19 protein-coding genes and 1 tRNA gene are annotated in these 20744 nt (G+C 32.3%); 10 read left to right on the top strand and 10 right to left on the bottom strand.

The window, feature by feature from the left end:
- The first annotated feature begins 156 nt into the window (after positions 1 to 156).
- The 4 genes from FLAPXU55_RS07650 to FLAPXU55_RS07635 all read left to right on the top strand — a co-directional run bounded on the left by FLAPXU55_RS07650 (position 157) and on the right by FLAPXU55_RS07635 (position 3139).
- On the top strand, positions 157 to 540 hold the full coding sequence (locus tag FLAPXU55_RS07650; RefSeq protein WP_180857186.1) for a helix-turn-helix domain-containing protein: 384 nt from the start codon (positions 157 to 159) through the stop codon (positions 538 to 540).
- 159 nt (positions 541 to 699) lie between these two features.
- The gene (locus FLAPXU55_RS07645) at positions 700 to 1524 is read left to right on the top strand and encodes an AraC family transcriptional regulator (RefSeq protein ID WP_180857185.1); all 825 of its coding nucleotides are present in this window, start codon (positions 700 to 702) and stop codon (positions 1522 to 1524) included.
- A gap of 69 nt (positions 1525 to 1593) precedes the next feature.
- Entirely contained in the window at positions 1594 to 2559 is a 966-nt protein-coding gene (locus tag FLAPXU55_RS07640; protein WP_180857184.1) for a nitrilase family protein, read from the top strand.
- A 193-nt stretch (positions 2560 to 2752) separates the two neighbouring features.
- The gene (locus tag FLAPXU55_RS07635; protein ID WP_317169647.1) at positions 2753 to 3139 is read left to right on the top strand and encodes a GNAT family N-acetyltransferase; all 387 of its coding nucleotides are present in this window, start codon (positions 2753 to 2755) and stop codon (positions 3137 to 3139) included.
- 21 nt (positions 3140 to 3160) lie between these two features.
- Here the strand turns inward: FLAPXU55_RS07635 and FLAPXU55_RS07630 are convergent, their stop codons facing one another.
- From FLAPXU55_RS07630 to FLAPXU55_RS07610, 5 genes are all read right to left on the bottom strand, one after another.
- Positions 3161 to 4114: a hypothetical protein gene (locus tag FLAPXU55_RS07630; RefSeq protein ID WP_180857183.1), complete on the bottom strand. Its 954-nt coding sequence runs from the start codon at positions 4112 to 4114 to the stop codon at positions 3161 to 3163.
- A 4-nt stretch (positions 4115 to 4118) separates the two neighbouring features.
- Positions 4119 to 5243, bottom strand: coding sequence for an AAA family ATPase (locus FLAPXU55_RS07625; RefSeq protein WP_180857182.1), 1125 nt, complete (start codon positions 5241 to 5243; stop codon positions 4119 to 4121).
- A complete protein-coding gene (locus FLAPXU55_RS07620; protein ID WP_180857181.1) occupies positions 5227 to 6426 on the bottom strand; it encodes a DUF262 domain-containing protein in 1200 nt (399 codons plus the stop codon). The genes FLAPXU55_RS07625 and FLAPXU55_RS07620 overlap by 17 nt, the downstream gene beginning before the upstream one ends.
- Before the next feature lie 283 nt (positions 6427 to 6709).
- Positions 6710 to 6796, bottom strand: a tRNA-Ser gene (locus tag FLAPXU55_RS07615).
- A 62-nt stretch (positions 6797 to 6858) separates the two neighbouring features.
- Positions 6859 to 7728: a LysR substrate-binding domain-containing protein gene (locus FLAPXU55_RS07610; protein WP_053471509.1), complete on the bottom strand. Its 870-nt coding sequence runs from the start codon at positions 7726 to 7728 to the stop codon at positions 6859 to 6861.
- A gap of 90 nt (positions 7729 to 7818) precedes the next feature.
- Here FLAPXU55_RS07610 and FLAPXU55_RS07605 point away from each other — a divergent pair, with 90 nt between their 5' ends.
- On the top strand, positions 7819 to 9060 hold the full coding sequence (locus tag FLAPXU55_RS07605; protein WP_180857180.1) for an MFS transporter: 1242 nt from the start codon (positions 7819 to 7821) through the stop codon (positions 9058 to 9060).
- Between the two features lie 188 nt (positions 9061 to 9248).
- Here FLAPXU55_RS07605 and FLAPXU55_RS07600 read toward each other — a convergent pair whose 3' ends face one another.
- The 5 genes from FLAPXU55_RS07600 to FLAPXU55_RS07580 form a co-directional block, all read right to left on the bottom strand.
- The gene (locus FLAPXU55_RS07600; RefSeq protein WP_180857179.1) at positions 9249 to 10280 is read right to left on the bottom strand and encodes an asparaginase; all 1032 of its coding nucleotides are present in this window, start codon (positions 10278 to 10280) and stop codon (positions 9249 to 9251) included.
- Positions 10270 to 11406: a 1-acyl-sn-glycerol-3-phosphate acyltransferase gene (locus FLAPXU55_RS07595; protein ID WP_053471512.1), complete on the bottom strand. Its 1137-nt coding sequence runs from the start codon at positions 11404 to 11406 to the stop codon at positions 10270 to 10272. The genes FLAPXU55_RS07600 and FLAPXU55_RS07595 overlap by 11 nt, the downstream gene beginning before the upstream one ends.
- 64 nt (positions 11407 to 11470) lie before the next feature.
- Positions 11471 to 12250, bottom strand: a complete 780-nt coding sequence (locus FLAPXU55_RS07590) for a TatD family hydrolase (protein WP_180857178.1) — start codon at positions 12248 to 12250, stop codon at positions 11471 to 11473.
- 200 nt (positions 12251 to 12450) lie between these two features.
- Positions 12451 to 13173, bottom strand: a complete 723-nt coding sequence (locus FLAPXU55_RS07585; RefSeq protein ID WP_180857177.1) for a tetratricopeptide repeat protein — start codon at positions 13171 to 13173, stop codon at positions 12451 to 12453.
- A gap of 2 nt (positions 13174 to 13175) precedes the next feature.
- Positions 13176 to 13760, bottom strand: coding sequence for an RNA polymerase sigma factor (locus tag FLAPXU55_RS07580; RefSeq protein WP_180857176.1), 585 nt, complete (start codon positions 13758 to 13760; stop codon positions 13176 to 13178).
- 129 nt (positions 13761 to 13889) lie between these two features.
- Here FLAPXU55_RS07580 and FLAPXU55_RS07575 point away from each other — a divergent pair, with 129 nt between their 5' ends.
- The 5 genes from FLAPXU55_RS07575 (at position 13890) to FLAPXU55_RS07555 (ending at position 20743) form a co-directional block, all read left to right on the top strand.
- Positions 13890 to 14189 carry a hypothetical protein gene (locus FLAPXU55_RS07575; protein WP_053471516.1) on the top strand — a complete coding sequence of 100 codons (300 nt, stop codon included), beginning with the start codon at positions 13890 to 13892 and terminating at the stop codon, positions 14187 to 14189.
- A gap of 189 nt (positions 14190 to 14378) precedes the next feature.
- Positions 14379 to 15356, top strand: coding sequence for a hypothetical protein (locus tag FLAPXU55_RS07570; RefSeq protein ID WP_180857175.1), 978 nt, complete (start codon positions 14379 to 14381; stop codon positions 15354 to 15356).
- Positions 15357 to 15467: 111 nt separating this feature from the next.
- Positions 15468 to 17420, top strand: a complete 1953-nt coding sequence (locus FLAPXU55_RS07565) for a PKD domain-containing protein (protein ID WP_180857174.1) — start codon at positions 15468 to 15470, stop codon at positions 17418 to 17420.
- Positions 17421 to 17693: 273 nt separating this feature from the next.
- Positions 17694 to 20354, top strand: a complete 2661-nt coding sequence (locus FLAPXU55_RS07560; RefSeq protein ID WP_180857173.1) for a CHAT domain-containing protein — start codon at positions 17694 to 17696, stop codon at positions 20352 to 20354.
- On the top strand, positions 20306 to 20743 hold the full coding sequence (locus tag FLAPXU55_RS07555; protein WP_180857172.1) for a retropepsin-like aspartic protease: 438 nt from the start codon (positions 20306 to 20308) through the stop codon (positions 20741 to 20743). Before FLAPXU55_RS07560 ends, FLAPXU55_RS07555 begins: the two co-directional genes overlap by 49 nt.
- Position 20744 lies beyond the last annotated feature (1 nt).

Below are 20744 nucleotides of genomic sequence, written 5' to 3'. Positions count from 1 at the left end.
TTTATTTCTTTTAAGACCTTTTGCCTTGCAGTTTAAATTTTCAGATAAAACTCTCCAACAGATTTACATAAATAATGAAAACCGTATCTTACAAAACCGAAACTGTTTTTTACTAAAATCTATTTTTCTTTAAAAATTTTTAAATACCTTTGATTCATGAGCACAGCAACAAAACCATATCATATAGGGCGAAAAATTAGCCGTATTCGTGAACTTAGAGACATGAAACAAGAAGCACTTGCAGAGGCTTTAGGTATAACTCAGCAATCTGTTTCGAATATAGAAAACAGCGAAACTATAGATGAAGAAAAACTGAAAGAAGTTGCAAAAGCTCTTGGAGTTAGTGTTGAAGCCATTAAAAACTTTTCGGAAGAAGCTGTATTTAATTATTTTAATAATATTTACGATCAGGGAGTTTTCAATCATAATCAGCATTGCACTTTTAATCCTCTTGACAAAATTGTTGAGCTTTATGAACGTTTGATGCAGGCAGAAAAGGATAAAAATGAATATTTGGAGAAATTATTAAAAGAGAAATAAATTCTTTTATAAAATATAATCTATTACAAAAAGAGGTCTCAAAATTTGAGACCTCTTTTTTGCTTTATAATTCTATCTTCTATTTACTACTTCATCTTTATTGAGTTAAAAAAAGGATTTTCATTTTCTAAGAAAAAATATATTTAATTTTGCTTAACCATGCAAGCCTCACCATCAAAAGAGTTATCACAATATATAAAGCATTATCTGTTTTTAGATAATACCGAAACTGCTGTGCAAAAATTCCGCCTGTTTTCTGATGGAAATACCGGGCTTGTTTTCTCGGTAAAAAGCAAACTCATTTCTGGAATTAATAAATACGAAGTCAAAGAATATCTACCCGCTTCTTTTTTATACGGACAACTTAATGGTTTTAAAGATCTTTACTCTGAAAATGAAATAACACTAATAATTGTTGTTTTTCAACCCAGCGGAATAAATCAATTATTAGGAATTCCTGCCAGTGAATTTCATGATTCTATTATTCCTGTTGAAGATATATTTGATCAAAAAATTAAAGCGCTTCAGGAAAAATTATCTCAACAAAATAATCAAACTCGAATTGAGCTTTTAAATCATTTTTTTAAATCAATGATTGTTACAAAACCTTTTTCAAGTCCGTTCATAATAGATCATTCATTAAACTTTATTATTGACAAAAGAGGTGATTTCTCAATAAAACAATTAGTTCAATATACCGGATATACCGAAAGACATTTAGAAAGAAAATTCCAAGAATGCATCGGATTAAATCCGAAGAAATTTGGGAATGTTGTAAGACTGCATCATTTCCTAAAATTATTAAAAGAAAAACCTGAAAACAGTAATCTAACAACAATTTGTTACGATGCCGGATTTTCAGATCAATCACATTTAATAAAAGATTTTAAAAAACATACCGGCATAACTCCAACCGAATATATATACAATACCGGAAAATTAACCAATAATCTTATAAAAAGATTTCCTTCTTCATCATTCTAAAATGTCGGTTTTATACAATTTATAAAATATTGCCCATGCTATTTTTGACTAAAATTAATAGCATACAATATGAAAAATTTAAAAATTGCTACTGCTCAGTTTGAAAACAAAAGCGGCGATAAAAACTATAATTTATCTGTAATTGAAAAACTTTCTCAAAAAGCATCTGCCGAAGGCTGCGATGTAATTTCGTTTCATGAATTTTCTATAACCGGATATACATTTGCAATGCATTTATCAAAAGAACAAATGCTGGATTTGGCAGAAATTATTCCTAGTGGAGAAAGCATTATAAAACTGACTGAAATTGCGAAAAAAAATGACATCATAATTTTAGCCGGACTTTTTGAAAAGGATGAAAACAACAATCTATTCAAAGCACATGTTTGCGTTGACAAAAATGGTTTAGTGGCTAAATACCGAAAACTACATCCATTTATAAATCCTTATTTAACGGCTGGTGACAGCTACTGTATTTTTGAAATCAACGGTTGGAAATGCAGCATTTTAATTTGTTACGACAATAATATTATAGAAAATGTTCGCGCTGTAAAGCTTTTAGGGGCCGATATTATTTTTATGCCACACGTAACAATGTGTACACCTTCTACAAGACCTGGCGCTGGTTTTGTCGCGCCGCAGCTTTGGGAAAACCGTGAAGATGATCCAACTTCTTTACGATTAGAATTTGACGGAATGAAAGGCCGCAGCTGGTTAATGAAATGGCTTCCGGCAAGAGCTTATGACAACGCAATTTATGCGATATTTTCAAACCCAATTGGCATGGACGACGATCAGTTAAAAAACGGCTGTTCTATGATTATTGATCCTTTTGGAGATATTCTGGCAGAATGCCGAACTTTTGACGATTCTTTTGCAGCGGCTGTACTTACCTCAGAAAAATGCATTCAAGCAGGAGGAAGTCGTTACATAAAAGCTAGAAGACCAGAATTGTACAAATATATTATTGGCCAAAATCATGAGTCAGAACAAAATGTAGTTTGGTTAAACTCTGATAAAAAAAGTATAAATTAAGCGTTTAGCCTCCTTAAAGCTGCTGAAAGATTTATCTTTGAAGATTTATTAATTTACAGAATAAAGCCCAAAAAATGGAATTTTTTAAAACTACAATCCAAGATATCGATGCCGTTTTCGATATTTATAATAAGCTACATCTTATCAAAAAACAGTAAACAATAAAAGCTGGAGGGGTTTTGAAAGAGCATTAATAGAAAAAGAAATTGCCGAGAATCGTCATTTTATAATCAAAGAAGAAAATGAAGTCGCTTGTACATTTGCACTTACTTTTAATGATTTAATTATTTGGAAAGAAGCTAGCAAAAATCCGGCAGTTTATCTGCATCGTATAGCTACAAATCCAAAATTTAGAGGGCAGTCCTACGTCAAAAAAATAGTAGAATGGGTTAAGGAATACGCCAAAGAAAATGGTAAAAAATACATTCGGCTTGATACTCACAGCGGTAACGAAAGAATAAATAAATATTATACCAGTTGCGGTTTCGATTATAAAGGAATAAGCACGATTGAATGGAAAAATGAATTACCGAAACATTATAAAGAAGGTTCTTTTAGTTTGTTTGAGATTAAACTTTAAATGCAAAAGCATAGCATTAAACTACTTACTAAACTTTTTTGTTCTCATATGAGAACCAATATAACCAATAATTACCCTTGAAGTTTCCTCTAGAGGCTTCATGTATATCCGTAAATTTCCTCCTAATTTTGCATGCAAAGAATATTGAAATATCTTACCTTCATGCGTAGGCAATTTTCTTTCTTCACCATATTTTTTTAATGTAGCCTCTCCATCATTACTCACATCTCCAGGATAGTTATCAAAAGTATCTCTCCCCAAATTAACTTTTTCCAAATGCTTGTCTAATCTTAACAAGTAACTAATAGCCTTTTTTAATTCTGAATTATTCAAACTTTCAAAGCCCTTTATCTGATTAGAGACTTCTGTTCCAAAATCTAAATATTTAAATAAATTTGATGTTTTTATTAAAAAATCATCAATATCATGAATTCCCTCTAAAATTTTAGCTTGTTTCAATTTAAATGTTTCCTCTAACCATTTGGCATGTGAAACATTTCCATTATTATATGAACAATGATACACCGTTACTTCGTCTATTTCAGCATCTTCTTCAATCTCTTTTTGAGTTATTCTCATCACTTTATAACTATCATTTCCCCAAGAACCTTGATTATTATAACTAATAGAAATTAAATCATTTAAATGAGCATATCCAAAACCTTTTGCTTCAACTTCGTTAAAATAGTAATAAGATTCTTCAATTAAAAAAGACTCTTGCGCTATATATCCAAGATATCTTTGGCGATCCTCACTATTAAGAGTCTTAAGCCAATCTTTAAGAGTAAAATAAGCGCCCTCGCTAGAAATTGAATAATTTGACAAATCAATGCAAGTTCTAATTCTTACTGGTGCTATTTTAAGATTCTGAATTTCATCCACTACAGACATAAACTCCTTATAGATACTTAATGCATGTCCCTTAGATTCTGCATTACTTAATGTACTTAGTTCATTAAATGATAACTCCAACATACTTTTATAATAAATCCATTAAAGTATTTTCCCATGTATCAAAAAATTTGGAAGGCCATTCAGTAATTCTTCCATTAATATCAATTCTAGGCTCTTTCTTCGAACCATTTTCTTCATCTCCCCAAAAAAATATTTTTACCGCATCAGAAGAAATTAATTTCTTTTTTACAGATAACCTTATCCCATTAAGTATATGATCGCTATGAGTTTCCACTATAACTTGAACTCCTGCATTTGCCGCTATTGCTAACAATTCTCCTATTTTTGCCTGAGCAGAAGGATGAAGGTGAGCTTCAGGGTTTTCAATAATTAGTAAGTCTCCAGATTTAGCTCCTAAAATCGCAACAATAACAGGTAAACTAAAGCTAAAACCAAAACCTACTTGCATAGCAGAAAATTTACCGCTAGCACTCCCTCGTAACGTAAAAGACAACTTAACATTATCTTTGTCAATTGTGTCAATATCAGCGGAAATTCTTCTCCCTAAAATATCAGTTAACCATGCATTCATATTCAGATAAAATGATTTTTTTTCAATATCTGATATAGATACTTTTTCCTTAATTGTGGGATGAATATAATCTTCTATATAAATTTCCTGATTTTTAGTAGCAGCCTGCTGAATATATGCTGGAGTCAATTCACCTTGTATACCTAATTTTGTATTATAATTTCTATTTTGTGAAAATAAACTATAACTCTTCCGAGGTCCCAATCTTTCAGCATTTAAATAAATAAAATCTCCAGAGAAAAGAGGCTCCTCATTATACGATTCATTTCCTTCAAACTTAAATAGAGGATCTTTTTCATCAGGTATGGAAGCATCTATTATCCATTTATATTTAACCCCCTTTTTATTTGTAAAATCGACACAAACATTCTGTTCTGCGGCTTTACGATAACAAAGCTCCTCGCAATTCTCCAAATCAATGTAACTATTATTATCAAGCTTTAACCTATCTTGATTCTGCAAATAACCATTCTCATAATTTTGCTTAAGCAAAAGTAAAGACTGGATTAAACTTGATTTCCCCATTCCATTAATACCTGTAAGCAATGTCAATGGATATAAATCAAATGATTCTTTCTCAAAACATTTAAAGTTTGTTAATTCAACATTTGTTATCATCTATGAAATCTCTTATAAATTTATACAATCCATTTATTCTATTAGTTACTGCAGTTTTAGATCCAGTAGTATCATTGATTGATTTGAACATTATTTCATCGCTTATCATAAATTCTTTATAACTTTTTTTGAATTCATTTTTGTTATTCAATATAACATTAAAATCCGCTTCACTAATTATACTTAAATTATAAGAAAGAGTATCAAAAAGGGCTTTATTAGGTAAACGTCCCCAAGCCTTTTCATGATCTTTTAATGGTCTATAAAATGCATAAGAATCTAATAACTCATATGCTCTTTTCATAGTTTTACTAAAGATAGTTTCTAAATTATTAAGATCGAAATCAGAACGGCTATAAAGATCATTCATAGCTTCTGATAAAAAAAAATCCATTTTACCATTATAATCATTGTAATTAAATACTTGAAAAGCAACAAATCTGGTAACATACTCTCTGTCAACCATTCTTCTTGTAGAAACTTTATTATTACTTGCTTCTTTAAATTCATTCAAAATTGACAGTTTTTTTATAAATTCAGCTGGTCTTTCAGGAAAAAATGCATTTCTTATCTCTTGACCATTAAGCTGGAGACCACCAGTATTTATTCTTTTAAAGATATTATATTTAACATTATTTGGGGTTCCTGGGTTGATTATATAAGCTATAATTTCAGTGTCTAATATACGCCTTTTTAAATATGCGGGCAACTTGCCATCACCATATGTAAGTCCCCCACAATCATCTTGTAAATATTCTAATCCAGACAACTTAAACTCATTTTTAACAAAACCTCTTATAGTGTGCAATCTCTGTAACCCATCAATAACCCTCCAAGGTTTTTGACTTCCATCAAAATAAAAAGCCGGTATCGGAATTCTAATCATTAAAGATTCTATAAATTTACTTTTTTGCTCAATATTCCAAAGTCCAGTATTTCGCTGAAGATCATCTACTTCATCAATATCAATTTCAAAATCATTTTTTAACTCATCATCGAAAAAATGATTGTCTTTATTTTTCCAGAAATTTGTTTCATCTAAATCCTTATCAAAGACATCGATTGCATCTCCATCAAGCATTTCTAAAATATTAAGTATGCGAAAACGTTGAATTCTTATATTAACATCTTCTGGGTCATATTTAAGCTCTGACTTCTTCTTATAATCTGACTTTTCTAACATAATTATGAAATTCTTTGAAATAAGGATTTTTCTGTAAGGAAAATATATTTAAACTAAAACACAAAGTTTAGGCAGTAAAATTTACCTCATAAGTTATCAAGCAAATATAAACAAACAACCATTAAAGAGTAACAAAAATTATCCATTAGTTTATAGTAAAACGTATCCGATCTTCAATTAAGTTTTTTTTAATTAAAAAACATCTAAGATTTGAAAAGAAAAGTTTTAAGTGAGCTATAACTAAAATAGAAAAGCCTTTTGTGAAATTCACAAAAGGCTTTCGCAGAAAGGAAGGGATTCGAACCCTCGATACAGTTACCCATATACTAGCTTTCCAGGCTAGCTCCTTAAACCACTCGGACACCTTTCTATTATTGGTCTGCAAAGAACACAAAAAAAATCGAGTTTCAAAAATAAAATCTAAGATTACTTTTAAATGCTTTTTTTAAATTCTTCCATGAATATTTTTACTGCTTTTTTTTGATAACCGCCAATTGTTAGCATAAAAGATTCTCTTTTGGTTGCAACGCCGGTAATTTGTATTGCTTTGAGCTGATCCCAGCCTTTTAAAGCCTTTTCAGCCACGATCGTTGCCCAGTCACTGTTCTCTACCATTTGCAATAAAGCGTGTATAGAATGCAGTTCTATTGAGATTTTGGGTTTCATATTAAACTTTTGAAATAACTCTTCTACAAATTCTCTCGAATTCGATCCTTTTCCGGGCAATACCAACGGAATTTGTTCTATTTTCTTAAAAGCTATTTTATCTAAATCTGCTAAAGCGTGGTTTTTGGAAACTGCCAAAACCATATAAGAAGTAAACAAAGGCACTTTTTGAATTGGCAGTTCAATTTCGTGCGATGAAACAACCAAAACAACATCTAATTGATTATCAAGAAGTTTTTGTTCTAAAGCTTCTGTAGTTCCGTATTCAACAACAATTTTCAGATTTTGGTACTGTTTAGCAAATGTATTAACGATGGGAAGAATCAATAAACCAAAAACATAAGTCACACCAATTCGCAATTCGCCGCCAATCATTTCGTTTAAATCTTCAATTGCCTGCTTTCCATTTTCAACATTTTCTACCACTTTTTTGGCGTGAATTAAAAAAACAGAGCCCGCTTCTGTAAGCTGTACTTTCTTTCCAATCCGCTTGAATAAAGGAAGTCCGAGTTCTTCCTCCAGTTTTTTTATTTGCTGCGAAAGCCCGGACTGCGTTACAAAACACAATTCTGCAGCTTTTGTAAAATGAAGAACCTCAGCCGTTTTAATAAAGTATTCGAGTTGATAAATTTCCATATTGATAAGTTTTAATACTTATTATCAGTAAAATTATTAATTTTTCTAATGAAATCATAATCCCGACCTTTGTATTAAATATTTAAGATCATGTTTAAAGCGTTAAAATCTAAAAATTTCAAGTTATTCTTCTACGGGCAATCGGTTTCAGTTATTGGAACATGGATGCAGAAAACTGCCATAAGCTGGATGGTTTACAGCATAACGGGATCTGTATTTTTATTAGGCTTGACTACTTTTTTAAGTATGATTCCGTCTTTGTTTCTGGCACCTTTAGCAGGAAGTATTATTGGACGTTACGACAGACACAAAGCAATGCTTTTATTACAATCTTTAGCGATGCTTCAAGCCGGAGCTTTGGCAATTTTAATTTATTTTAAAATTTACAATATTAACTTTATCCTCGCTTTAAGCCTTATTCAGGGAATTATAAATGCGTTTGACATGACTTGCAGACAAACGATGATGATTGATATTGTTGATAACAAAGAAGATCTCCCAAATGCCGTTGCACTAAATTCAACTTTAAATAATTTTGCCCGAATTGCGGGTCCTGCACTAGCCGGAATTATTCTGCACAATTATGGTGAAGACATTTGCTTTATTGGAAATTTCCTTAGTTATATTCCGGTTTTAATTTCGCTTTTAATGATGAAAATCACGCCGCACATAAAAGCTGTTGATAAATTTAAAATGCTCGAAGATTTCATTGAAGGTTTTGATTACGTAAAAAAAGAAGCCGAAATGGCTAAAATGCTTTTAATGTTAATGTGCAGCAGTTTATTTGTAATTTCTTTTAATACGCTGATGCCGGTTTTTGCCAAAGATATTTTTAGCGGAAACGCACAAACTTTCAGCTGGTTTGAAAGCGCCGCCGGAATTGGTTCTATTTTATCTGCCATTTATTTGGCAAATCTTAAAAAATCAGATCATATGAGTAAAATAATGATCGCTGCGAGCTTATTATTAGGCTTTAGCATCATTATACTGGCTTATTCAAATAATTTGACTGTGGCGCTTATTTGTATGGCTCTGAGCGGTATAGGAATGATGGCGCAAACTTCATCTATAAACATTTATGTGCAGACACAAAGCACTGTAAATATGCGATCAAGAAGTATTAGTTATTATTTAATGGCTTACCAAGGAATGATTCCTGTGGGAAGTTTAATTATTGGATACGTTTCGCACATTATCGGAACCAGACATACGGTTGCTATTCAGGGAATTATTTGTATTCTTTCTGTGATCGTTTATGTGTATTATAAAAATCGCAGTTCTCAAGAAGATTTAGAGACTTGTCCGGTTCCTTATAAAGATTCAGAATTTTAATAAATTCCAATAAAAAAATTCCAAATTCCAATTGTATACAATCTTGTCATTTCCAGGAACGAGAAATCGCACAAGTAACTCCGTTCCTAAAAGCGTCAATCTTTGTCGAATTTCTAGTGCGATTTCTCGTTCCTCGAAATGACAAACATCTATCAGTTTTGGAATTTGGAATTTAAAAATTTGGAATTTTATAACGAAATTTCCCCTCGCAAAGCAGTTTCAAAGACATCTTTAAATTCATTTTGCGGAATATTATGACCAAGCAAATACATCAATTTTGTAATCGCGGCTTCTGTAGTAATATCTTTTCCAGAAATAACACCAAGAGATTTTAAGGCTGTACTGGTTTCGTATTGTCCCATGTTTACGCTTCCGCCAGAACATTGCGTTACGTTTACAATGTGCATTCCTGATTTAATTGCTTTTTCAATTAAGTTTAAAAACCACTCTTCGGTTGGAGCATTTCCTGAACCGTAAGTTTCTAAAACAATTCCACGTAAATCCGGAGTTGACAGGATTGAAGCCAAAACTATTTCACTCATTCCCGGAAACATTTTGATAATTGCTACATGATTGTCTAGGTTTTTGTGAACAATCAAATCTGCACCTTCTTTTATCGGAAGAAATAAATGCGAGTTCAATTTTAAATGTACGCCAGATTCTACCAATTCAGGATAATTTGGCGCTGTAAAAGCTCTAAAATGTTCCGCATTTACTTTTGAAGTTCTGTTTCCGCGATATAATTTATATTCAAAATACAAAGAAACTTCATTGATAACAGGTTTTCCATTTTCCTGTAATGAAGCAATTTGAATAGCTGTAATCAGATTTTCTTTAGCATCGGTACGCAAATCTCCAATTGGTAACTGCGATCCCGTAAAAACAACTGGTTTTGCTAAATTCTCCAGCATAAAACTCAATGCCGAAGCTGAATATGACATAGTATCTGAACCGTGCAATACGACAAACCCATCATAAGAAGCATAATTTTCCTCGATAATTGTGGCAATTTTTGTCCACATTTTCGGATTCATGTTCGATGAATCTATCGGATTTTCAAATGAAACCGATTCGATCTCACAATCTAATTGTTTGATCTCTGGAATCTTCTGTATTAGTTTACTAAAGTTGAATGCTTTAAGCGCGCCAGTTTCAAAGTCTTTGCTCATACCGATAGTTCCTCCGGTATAAATCAAAAGTATTTTTGCTTTAGATGACATCTTGGTATTTTAATTTATTGACAACCGGATTAGCATACATTGCCAGAAATCCTTGTCTTGTAACAGGATTATCGCTTCCGATACGCATTTCTAAACGACGCTCAAAAAGTGATTTTTCACTTTCTTTATACAAATGAGCGAATCTTGTTGTTTCGTTTAAAATATCGTAAGCAATAAAATTAGTCGGCCATAATTGATAATTTGTCAAAATGGTATCATCAATAACTTGTGCCAAAGCCTGAACTTGTTTGTTTACGTTGTCATTTTCGGCAACAATTTTATCAATTTCAGTATCTAAAACATCGCCAACAGAAATATGTATTCTTTTTTTAGTTCCCATGATACCACTTAAAATGGTCATGAAATCTTCGTTTTTATCTTTAACGTAAACTTCGTTTTTTGATTCTGCCATTAATTGCGGCATTTTCAAAACATCTGTAGGATCATATTCATAAGAAATAGAAACCGGAACGATTTTTAATTTCTTAAAATAATCCATTAAGTTTTCTTCGTCAGAACCCATTCCAATCATTTTTAAAACGCCGGGATTGGTTTCGTCATTTCCGTCTTTTGTTCTTCCTTCTCTTTGCGCAATCCAAACCGAACGATTTTCACGAAGCAATAACTGTCCCATATATTCGGCAAGCAGTTTAGAACTTTGCAGCATTTCACGAGGTGTTAATCCTCTTAAAACCAAAAAGTTTCTGTTTAATTTCGCTAAAGTTGCCAGGAAAGCTTTTTTAACCAGATTGTCTCCAATTGCAGACGCTGTCATTACCAAACCATGTTCGAACAAACAAACATTTAATAAAGTTGTATCTAATAAAATATCTCTGTGATTGGAGATAAATAGATAAGAAGTATTTGGTTCCAGTTTCTCAAACCCCGAAGTTGTTAAGCCTTCAGAACTTTTCTCTAAAACCTTTTGTATGGTGTTATAAATAAAATTGCACTGAAAATCACGAATCGAATGTGTTTTCCTTAATTGATCTTTCCAAACCTCATCTTCTAGTTCCGGAAAAGTAAAGTTCATCATGGTTTTCATCATAGGGTGATTTACAACATCATGAAGTGCTTCATTTATTTCGGAATCATAAAACGGTCGAATGGCATCAAATTTCTGCATTATTTATATTGGTTTTAAGTGGGCAAAAGAACAAAAAAAAAATTAAAGTTTTGTAAGGCTTTGGTTAAATCCCAAAAACGTCTTTTGAATTTTGAGTTGTTATTGCTGCAATCTCTTCTTCAGACACATCATATAAGTCTGCCAGCTTTGAAATTACATTAACTAAATAACTGCTCTCATTTCTTTTCCCTCTGTATGGAATTGGCGCCAAATAAGGCGAATCTGTCTCCAATACAATATGTTTTAAATCGATTTGATTTAAAAACTGGTCGATTTTTCCGTTCTTGAATGTTACCACGCCTCCAATTCCTAATTTCATATTGTAAGAAATCGCTTGCTGTGCTTGTACTAAAGTTCCGGAAAAACAATGAAAAATCCCAAATAAATCTTCAGATTTTTCTTCTTCTAAAATTTCAAAGATTTCATCAAAGGCTTCGCGACAATGAATTACGATAGGTAATTTGTATTGTTTTGCCAGCTGAATTTGTCTTTTAAAAGCTATTTGCTGTTCTATTAAATGCGTTTTATCCCAATACAAATCGATTCCTATTTCGCCCACAGCGTAGAATTTTCGCTTTGATAATTCGGTTTCTACATGCGCTAATTCTTCCTCATAATTATCTTTTACATAAGTGGGATGTAAACCCATCATCAGGAAAATATTCTCCGGATAATTTTTCTCTAAATCATACATTGATTGTGTCGCAGCAGCGTCAATTGCTGGAATAAAAAAGCGGGTAATTCCGGCATTAATGGCGCGTTGAATCATTTCGTCACGATCCTGATCAAATTCTTCAGAATATAAGTGCGTGTGTGTATCGGTAATAATAGGTGTTGAATTCAATGGTCTAATTTTAAAGTTGTCAAAATTACGACAATATTAAAAGAATAGCAATTGCTTGTTGAGACACGGATTTTACGAATTCACTTCGTGAAAGTGCGGATGAAAGCGGATTTTTGTTGATCTTATAGAAAGAAAAATCGCAAAGCTTTTTAAACTTTGCGAATCTCTGTATAAAATCTTTGTGTTTCTTTGTGAAATAACTAATCCAATTGATGCAAAAGCTCTTCCACCTGATCGTAACCTTCATAATCTTCTGAAATGGTTTCAAGGATTTTTTTACATCCTTCGTAATCTTTTTGCTTTAATTTAGATAAAGCTAAATACCAAACTGCTTTGTCTTTATAGGCAGAACCTCCAGCTTTTAATTCGTTAAAAATAGCTTCGGCTTTTATATAATGGCTTTCTTCTAAAAGAGAAACTCCATAAAAAAACTGAATTTCTGCTGTTTTGTTTTTTTGTAAAATCGTTTCAAAAAGCGGAATTGCTTTATTATATGTTTTATGATTAAATGCTTTTTCTGCCTCTTTTAAAGTTTCATCGGCAGTAGATCTTTCGGTAAAAGAAGCGTGTTCCGGATTATTGTAATCTCCATAAACAGGATTTTGGTTGTAATTAAAAAAGAACAATCCGAATAAAACGGCAACCGAAGCTGCAACTGCCAAATACCAAGGTTTTAAGCCAATAACTTTTGGTTTATTATCAAAATGTTTCTCAGCAATTTGACTCAGGTTATTTTTAAACGCTTGTCTTTCCTGTTCAAATCCAAATTTATTGTTCAATTGAAATTGTATGTTTTTAAAAGTCTCAAACTGTGAAGCAAATTCAGGATCTTCTAACAATTGTTTTTCAAAATCATTTTTTGCCTCAATCGTTAATTCGCCTTGAAGATATTCATCAAATAATATATAGCGTTCTTCGTTCATGACTAATCGTTTTTTAAAGAATTAAAGTTTTTTGCTTCCTGAATCCATTGCGTTAACTGGCCAACACAAAGCGACTTTTTTTTACGAACATAACCGTATGTTACGTTTAGTTTTTCGGCCACTTCTTCCATTGATTTAATTTCAAAACTCAACCTTAATAACTCTTTGCATTTGTCTCCTAATCTCTGAAACATGGTGTCAAAAAGCTGTTGTTTTTCATCAAATTCTTCTGTTTGTCCAATCAGCTCTAATGCAGATTCATTCATAGATACTGCATCTTCAATAATTGTTACCCCTTTATTGGATGTTTTTTTCAATTCGTTGAGCCATTTTCTTTTACACAAAAGAAAAAAGTACGCATCAAACGGGCAGGTTAATTGCAGCGAATTCGCTTTGGCCTGATTAAAAAGCAAAATCAATACTTCCTGAACAATGTCCTGAGCGTGGTCTCTGTCGCCAGAATTGTTCATAATAAACATTATGACTTTAGGAACATACTTTTTATATATGGATTGAATCACTAACGAATCGTTTGCAGCAAGCCCGTCAATATACTTTTGGTCAGCATGCACTTTAGTTTTACTCATAAAAAAACTTTTAATCAGATAAAGTTAAAAAAGAATCTCAAAAAATTTCAAATAAAAGGGTAACAATTAACAATTGCAGTTGATATAAGGAAACAAAAATCTTTTAAAAGAGTTAAAAATTAAGAGAAAATGGAAACTTATCAATTTACCAACGACAAGACTTTAGATCAATTTTACAAAATGATCTCTGCCAAGACCCGTAATGGCTTTGTAATCGTAGAACATAACGAGAAACTACCCTATGTTGTTTTATGCAGAGAAAAAAAAGTTATCAAACATTTTCTGCACTTATTTCTTACCTGTCTCACTTTCGGGATTTGGTCGATTGTCTGGATTTATTTAATTGTTACGCTTTCGCGGAAGCAAAACATTCTTGTGGCTGTTGATGAAGACGGAAATCTCTTTGAAGACAAATGTCTTTCGGCATAAATCAAAAAAAAATCAAAACAGGGGTAACAAATAAAACCACAAGTTGATATAACCCTATAAGCACAATAAAAATATTTTTTGAAAAACAGGGGTAACAATATCAAACCCTAATTGATATAAGATTGTAATTAATAACCAGAATCTGAAAACCACTTGACGATCAAGACAGATTTATAAAAACTAGAAATTATGAACACAAATTTTAAAACTATCGGACTTTTATTTCTATTATTAGTTTCTTTTGTAAGCTGCGACACCAACGATGGCGATGATACAGGCAACGTTATTTTGCCTCCAACATCAGCAGCTTTTAAAAGTATCAGCGAAAAAGGAGTAAAAAGAAATACACAAAACTTTACAATTACGGCCGGAGATGGTATGGTAACACTTACGTCTGCAAAAGGTGTAAAATTACATATCAACGGAAACTGCCTTACTAAAAACGGAAATCCTGTAACTGGAGAAGTTAAGATCGAATATATCGAACTTTTTGATAAAGGAAACATGCTGGTTACCAACAAACCAACAATGGGAATTACGCCAGACGGAAAGAAAAACCTTTTAATTTCGGGCGGAGAATTCTTTATTAAAGCAACTCAAGGCGGTGTTGAATTACAAACTTCTTGTTATTTGAGTTTAGTGGTTCCAACTGCGCTGACTGACGGTTATGACAATGCCATGACATTGTGGACTGGTGTAATTGAAGAAGACGGTGATTTAGCCTGGAAAGATGCGAGAGGCGCTGACGGAAAAGGCGGCGTTCAGGGCGAAGGAAACAGTTATTATGTAACTTTTGGAAACTTTGGATGGACAAATGTTGACCGTTTTTACAGTGATCCAAGACCTAAAACCACTATTTTAGTTGATGTTCCAGACGGATACAACAATACAAACAGTGCTGTATATCTTTCTTATGATGGTGAAGGTACAAATGCTCTTGCAAAACTGGATACGTATACTGCCGAAGGATTGTTCAGCGAACACTACGGACAAATTCCTATTGGTCTTGCTTGTCACATTATTTTCGCAACAGAAGATAATGGAAACTGGAGATATGCCATAAAAGGAGTGACAACAACTGCAAATGCTGTTTACACCTTTACACTAGCCGAAACAACAGTCGGTACCGAAGCTCAACTTGTTGCTGCAATTAATGCCATACAGTAACTTATAAATGCTTTTTTAAGAGAAAGTGATGATTTGCTCATCACTTTTTTTTACATTTAATCCTGTTTTAAAATTGATTCTGATGATTTTAAGACTAAAAACTGTCTAGTTATGAAACCACAACTGTCTATTTTCTTTATTCTATTTTCAATTTTCTCAATAGGACAAACCAAAGTAAAAGACACCATAACCCGAAGAGCCAATATTGGATTTATCCAAAACGGAAATGCCGTTTCTTTTAAACCCGAAACACCGCCGTTGATTCCAATTGCAGGTGCGCCAAAGCCAAGTTATTCTTATTTATGGGAACTCGGCGACGGACATTATAGTAAAGAAGCAGAGCCAAAACATGTCTATAAGAACAAAGGAACTTATACAACAAGGCTTGCCGTAACCAACAATTACGACAACGGAAAACCTCCTGCAACACGCCCGAAAAAAGTGGCTGTAAATGATATTACAGATACTAATTATAAAGACATTGCTTCTATTGCTGATCAAAATGGTTTTGCGATTCTCAAAAATTGTGATCCAATTCCGGAGCAGGAAATGGTAGTCGTAGTAAGTTATCAAAACTTAGAGAATTATGTTTCCAGCGGAAAGCTTTATTTATTTTATAATGAAAAGCAATTCAAACATAATAACTTCGAATTAAGTGATTTTAGAACGTATGCAAACGAACGTGAAATAAAAGAAAACTTAGTTGCTTCTGTAAATGATCTTGACGATTCGAATAATTTTGTGGCTTCCGCCGAAAATAGTTTCAAACTTAAAAAATACCGAAATACAACTACAGAAGAAGATCTTGATGCTTCGCTTTTAGACGCTCATAAAACGTATCATAATGTTTCGGTTTTAGAATTTGATGATGCCAATCCGGGAGAAACACGTAATGTTTTTTATACGTTTAAAACAACGCCCGAAATGATAAAAGATACGAGCGCAACGGTTACGATGCGTGGTATTTTTGTTCCGAATCGTAGTTATAAAAACCATAAGATTAAAAATCTGGAAATGGAAATCGTAACGTCACACGATCCCAATAAAATGGGTTCCAACGGAAGTTTTATGAATTACAGATTAGTGCGTTTTAAAAGGGTAAATTTTAAAACCCGTTTTCAAAATAACGGTGAAGGTCCGGCGAGAAAAATTCGTTTAGAAACCGATATTCCGGATATGTTTGACAAGAAAACTTTCCAGATCGAAAGCATGTATCCCGAATGTCCGATTTGTCCAAAAGGCGAAGAACCAACCGTGAGCTGTCTCGATACGATTATCAAACAAAAGCAAATTATTTTTACGTTTAAGAATATTTATCTTCCGGGAACGGAACAAAAAAATGTTCACGAAAAAGACAGCACAAAAGGTTTTGTAAAATATTCGATGAAGTTTGGAGAAGACTTTCATAAGGTAAAAACCAAAAGCCGAACTTCGATTATTTTCGATAAAAATGAACCTATTATTACCAATTATGCCACTACCCGATTCCTTCCTGGAATTTCAATTGGCGTAAAAGCGGGTTACAACTTTTATCCAGATTTAGATAAATCGACAAGTTATTTTTTGGGCGCGACAATTTCGCCTTTTAAATCGTATCGTTTTTACTGGCAGGTTGAATGGGTAAATGCATTAAACCAATATAACAGTGCGGTTACGGTTGTTGATCAAATAAATACGAATGCAAACGGCGTAAGACAATTGATACGCACAACTACAGCAACCGAAAATAAAAATATTAATTGGGAAGTTCCTGTTTTGATTCGGTACAACATTAATAATTATATCGGAATTGGTGCCGGAATTCAGGCGAATATAAATGTCTCGCAAGAACAAAATCAGAATTTAACCATTGATACTTATGAAGGCGATAAGGAAAGTTTTTTAATTGGCACAAAAACAGAAACCAACAATATGAAAACTTCTTTTACTGATATTAAAACGGGGCTTTTATTTGATTTAACGGCAGGTTTCGCGAGAATTGGTCCGAGTTTGGGCGCACGTTACGTAATTAATTTTGAACAGAATTTTAATTACTTTCAGGTTTATGGAATATGGAAGTTTTAAGGTTATTCCACAAAGACACACAAAGGATGCACAGAGATACACGAAGAAGTTTGCCACAAATTGCACTAATTTTCACGAATCAATGCTGAAATAATTAGTGGAAATTCGTGGCAAAAAAAAATTGAAACACCAATGTCATCCTGAGCGAAGTCGAAGGCTTTATAACGAAAAAGGTCTTCGACTTCGCTCAGGGTGACATTAATAGAAACAACTTCAATACGAACTTATATCACTTATAAAGTTTAACTTAAAAACTATCCACAACAAATTAATATGAACTTATATAACTTATATGGTTTAATCTTTCTTTTCCTAACTCTGAATGTTTTTGGGCAGAATCAGGAAGATAAAATATATAATGCTGTTGATAGTTTTGTTGCTCATCCTTCCGCGAAAGCGTTACAAAATTTAAACGCTGCAGAAGCTGATTTTTGGAGAAATCCTAAATCTAAAACAAAAGACGAATTATTGGCAATTGTGGTTTTAAACTGCAATAAAGCGTATTATGAAAATCAATTTGGGCAGACACAAAATGCGATTTCAAGTTACGAAAAAGCCTGGCAGATTTATCAAAAACAGAAACTCAGCAATTACGATATTATTGAATTCTGCTTAAAACCTTTGGGGAATTTATATACGGTTTTGGGCGATTATGATAGTGCCGAAAATACTATTAAACAATACTTTTTTATTGTAAATACTTCTAAAAATTATCCTGATGCGCAAAAGCAAAAATTTGCTGCGATTCTGAATTTATCTAATGTTTATCAAAGTTCGGGGAAAATTTCTTTGGCCATTGAACTTTTAGAAAACACTTTAAAAACGGAAAAATTATCCAATTTGCAAAAGGGAATTTTATGGAATAATTTGGGGAATAATTATTTACTAAGTTCTGGAGGAAATTTATTGATTCCTGAAACATATAAAAAAACTGAAAACGCATTTAAGTCAGCAGTAAAATACCTTGAAAATGAAAAAGGTCAATCAGAAACTTTATCAAATTCTTATAGAAGTCTTGCCACATTTAATCGTAAAGGATATAATTTCAAAGAAGCAAAATCTTATTTAGACAAAGCCGAAAAACTTCTTCTGCAAACAAAAAATCAGCAACCTAGAAAATTGGCAAAATTGTATTATGAAAAAGCGTTGCTGCTTTTTGATGAAAGAAAATATGATGAAAGTACAAAGCAGATTTCTGATGTTTTTAAAATCCTGATTCCAAATTTCAATTCTGAAGATATTCTTCCAAATCAAAACCAATTGTATGCCGAAACCGTTTTAATCGACGCAATTGATTTGCAAGCAGAAATTCTGCAGTTGAAGCAGCCTAAAAAAGCTTTAAAGGCTTTTGACCTTTCTTTTTATATTGAAGATTTATTGATGAATTCATTGATTTATGAAAACTCAAAAATCATCTCTCAATTACGATCTCGTAATCGTACCGAAAAATGTATTTCGATTTACAGTAATTTATATGAAACGGAAAGAAAAGTTCAATATCTGGAAGAAGCTTTTCAATTATCTGAAAGAACAAAATCGGGAATTTTGCAACGTTATCGTTCGAATATTAAAAACGCATCCGCGGAAGAAAAACAACTTTTACAAAAACTTCAAAATCTAAATAATGCGATTTTAAAAGAACAGCAAAAAGGAGATTTAGCGGATATTTCAGAAATAAATAATCTTATAAAAAAGCAAAATGAATTGATGCTTTCGCTGAAAAAAATTCAGTCTGAAAATCAAAATTATCTTTCGGAGAATTGCGATTTAAAAGCTATGTTTTCAAAATTAGAAAATGATAAAGCGATGATGGTTTATTATTTTATGGGTTCTGAAAAATTGTATTATTTTACTTTACAACACAATCGAATTTCATTAAATCAAGTTCCTATTGGAGATGGAAAAATAGTGAATATTCTTTTTTTTATAAATTATTTTAATGACGCCAGTTCAATTACAAACGATATTACAGGATATAATCGTTCTGGAAAAGCGGCTTACGATTTATTAAGCCTGCCAACTAATTCGGTTTATCAAAATCTAATAATTGTTCCTGACGGAATTTTAAATTTCCTTCCTTTTGAAGCATTAATTACTCAGGAATCAAAAACAACGAATTTTGCTAAAATGCATTATTTATTGAACGATTTCAGGATTGCTTATAATACCTCAGCCAATATTTATCTGAATTCAAGACCTGTTTCAAAATCAGAGAAAACGGTTTTAGGAGTTTTTCCGGTTTTCGAAAAGACGGCTTTTGAATTGAGTTATTCTAAGAAAGAATTAGAATCGATTCGGAGTAATTTTAGCGGCAAATATTTAGAAAATTCGAGTGCGAGTTTTTCTAATTTTAAAAATAATGCTTCCCATTATTCTGTTTTGCATTTGAGTACACACGCGTCATCGGGCGATATTGAAACTCCGGCAAGTATTAAATTTTACGATCAGGAAATCTTATATTCTGAATTGTATAATCTGCATATAAATCCTGATTTAGTGGTTTTAAGTGCCTGCGAAACCGGAATTGCGAAATTATATAAAGCCGAAGGTGCGATGAGTATTGCGAGAGGTTTTCAGTTTGCGGGCGCGCAGAATTTATTGTTTTCATTATGGAAAGTAAACGATTTTACGACTTCGGTTTTTATGTCTGATTTTTATAAAAATATCAAAAATGATGTTTCTTATTTTGAGGCGAATTCAAACGCCAAATTAGAATATTTAAACGATAAATCAATTCCTAATGCTAAGAAATCACCTTATTATTGGAGTTCATTTGTGTATTATGGCTCGATTTCGGCAGAAGAAAAATCCGGAAATTATATCTATTATGTAATTAGCTTTTTGATTGTAATTGGTTTATTTTTGATATTCAATCCCTATCGAAAATGGAAAATCTTCACGAGGTTCTCAAAAAAGAGAAATACAAAAAAATAAAATTCAAGGTTACAAAAACACAGCATCTTTCTATAAAAGCAAAAATAAACGGCGTTTCGGGAAATTTTATTTTAGATACGGGCGCATCAAATACCTGCATTGGTTTTGAAAGCATCGAGCGTTTTGAATTATCTGCAAAAAAATCTAAAACAAAAGCTTCCGGAGCGGGCGGAACGGGAATGTTAACCCAGATATCTTCACAGAATACTTTACAATTAGGAAGCTGGAAAAACAAAGGTTTCACTATCGTAATTTTTGATCTTTCGCATGTAAATGAGGCTTTACAATCCTATAAAGCTAAGCCTGTTCATGGTATTATTGGTGCTGATGTTTTGCTTCAAGGAAAGGCTATTATTGATTATTATAATCATTATTTGTACCTTAAATAAG

It is taken from the genome of Flavobacterium panici (assembly GCF_903819335.1).
In the GTDB taxonomy this organism is placed as follows: domain Bacteria; phylum Bacteroidota; class Bacteroidia; order Flavobacteriales; family Flavobacteriaceae; genus Flavobacterium; species Flavobacterium panici.
The sequence above is the reverse complement of the archived record's forward strand: the minus strand, read 5'-3'. Positions and strand labels throughout refer to the sequence as shown.

Bases quoted from the DNA above. Each gene is read 5' to 3' on its own strand.
- FLAPXU55_RS07650 (WP_180857186.1), top strand. From the start codon at position 157: ATGAGCACAGCAACAAAACCATATCATATAGGGCGAAAAATTAGCCGT.
- FLAPXU55_RS07645 (WP_180857185.1), top strand. From the start codon at position 700: ATGCAAGCCTCACCATCAAAAGAGTTATCACAATATATAAAGCATTAT.
- FLAPXU55_RS07585 (WP_180857177.1), bottom strand. From the start codon at position 13,173: ATGAACGAAGAACGCTATATATTATTTGATGAATATCTTCAAGGCGAA.
- FLAPXU55_RS07595 (WP_053471512.1), bottom strand. From the start codon at position 11,406: ATGCAGAAATTTGATGCCATTCGACCGTTTTATGATTCCGAAATAAAT.
- FLAPXU55_RS07565 (WP_180857174.1), top strand. From the start codon at position 15,468: ATGAAACCACAACTGTCTATTTTCTTTATTCTATTTTCAATTTTCTCA.
- FLAPXU55_RS07560 (WP_180857173.1), top strand. From the start codon at position 17,694: ATGAACTTATATAACTTATATGGTTTAATCTTTCTTTTCCTAACTCTG.
- FLAPXU55_RS07605 (WP_180857180.1), top strand. From the start codon at position 7,819: ATGTTTAAAGCGTTAAAATCTAAAAATTTCAAGTTATTCTTCTACGGG.
- FLAPXU55_RS07580 (WP_180857176.1), bottom strand. From the start codon at position 13,760: ATGAGTAAAACTAAAGTGCATGCTGACCAAAAGTATATTGACGGGCTT.
- FLAPXU55_RS07620 (WP_180857181.1), bottom strand. From the start codon at position 6,426: ATGTTAGAAAAGTCAGATTATAAGAAGAAGTCAGAGCTTAAATATGAC.
- FLAPXU55_RS07575 (WP_053471516.1), top strand. From the start codon at position 13,890: ATGGAAACTTATCAATTTACCAACGACAAGACTTTAGATCAATTTTAC.
- FLAPXU55_RS07600 (WP_180857179.1), bottom strand. From the start codon at position 10,280: ATGTCATCTAAAGCAAAAATACTTTTGATTTATACCGGAGGAACTATC.
- FLAPXU55_RS07640 (WP_180857184.1), top strand. From the start codon at position 1,594: ATGAAAAATTTAAAAATTGCTACTGCTCAGTTTGAAAACAAAAGCGGC.
- FLAPXU55_RS07625 (WP_180857182.1), bottom strand. From the start codon at position 5,243: ATGATAACAAATGTTGAATTAACAAACTTTAAATGTTTTGAGAAAGAA.
- FLAPXU55_RS07555 (WP_180857172.1), top strand. From the start codon at position 20,306: ATGGAAAATCTTCACGAGGTTCTCAAAAAAGAGAAATACAAAAAAATA.
- FLAPXU55_RS07630 (WP_180857183.1), bottom strand. From the start codon at position 4,114: ATGTTGGAGTTATCATTTAATGAACTAAGTACATTAAGTAATGCAGAA.
- FLAPXU55_RS07610 (WP_053471509.1), bottom strand. From the start codon at position 7,728: ATGGAAATTTATCAACTCGAATACTTTATTAAAACGGCTGAGGTTCTT.
- FLAPXU55_RS07570 (WP_180857175.1), top strand. From the start codon at position 14,379: ATGAACACAAATTTTAAAACTATCGGACTTTTATTTCTATTATTAGTT.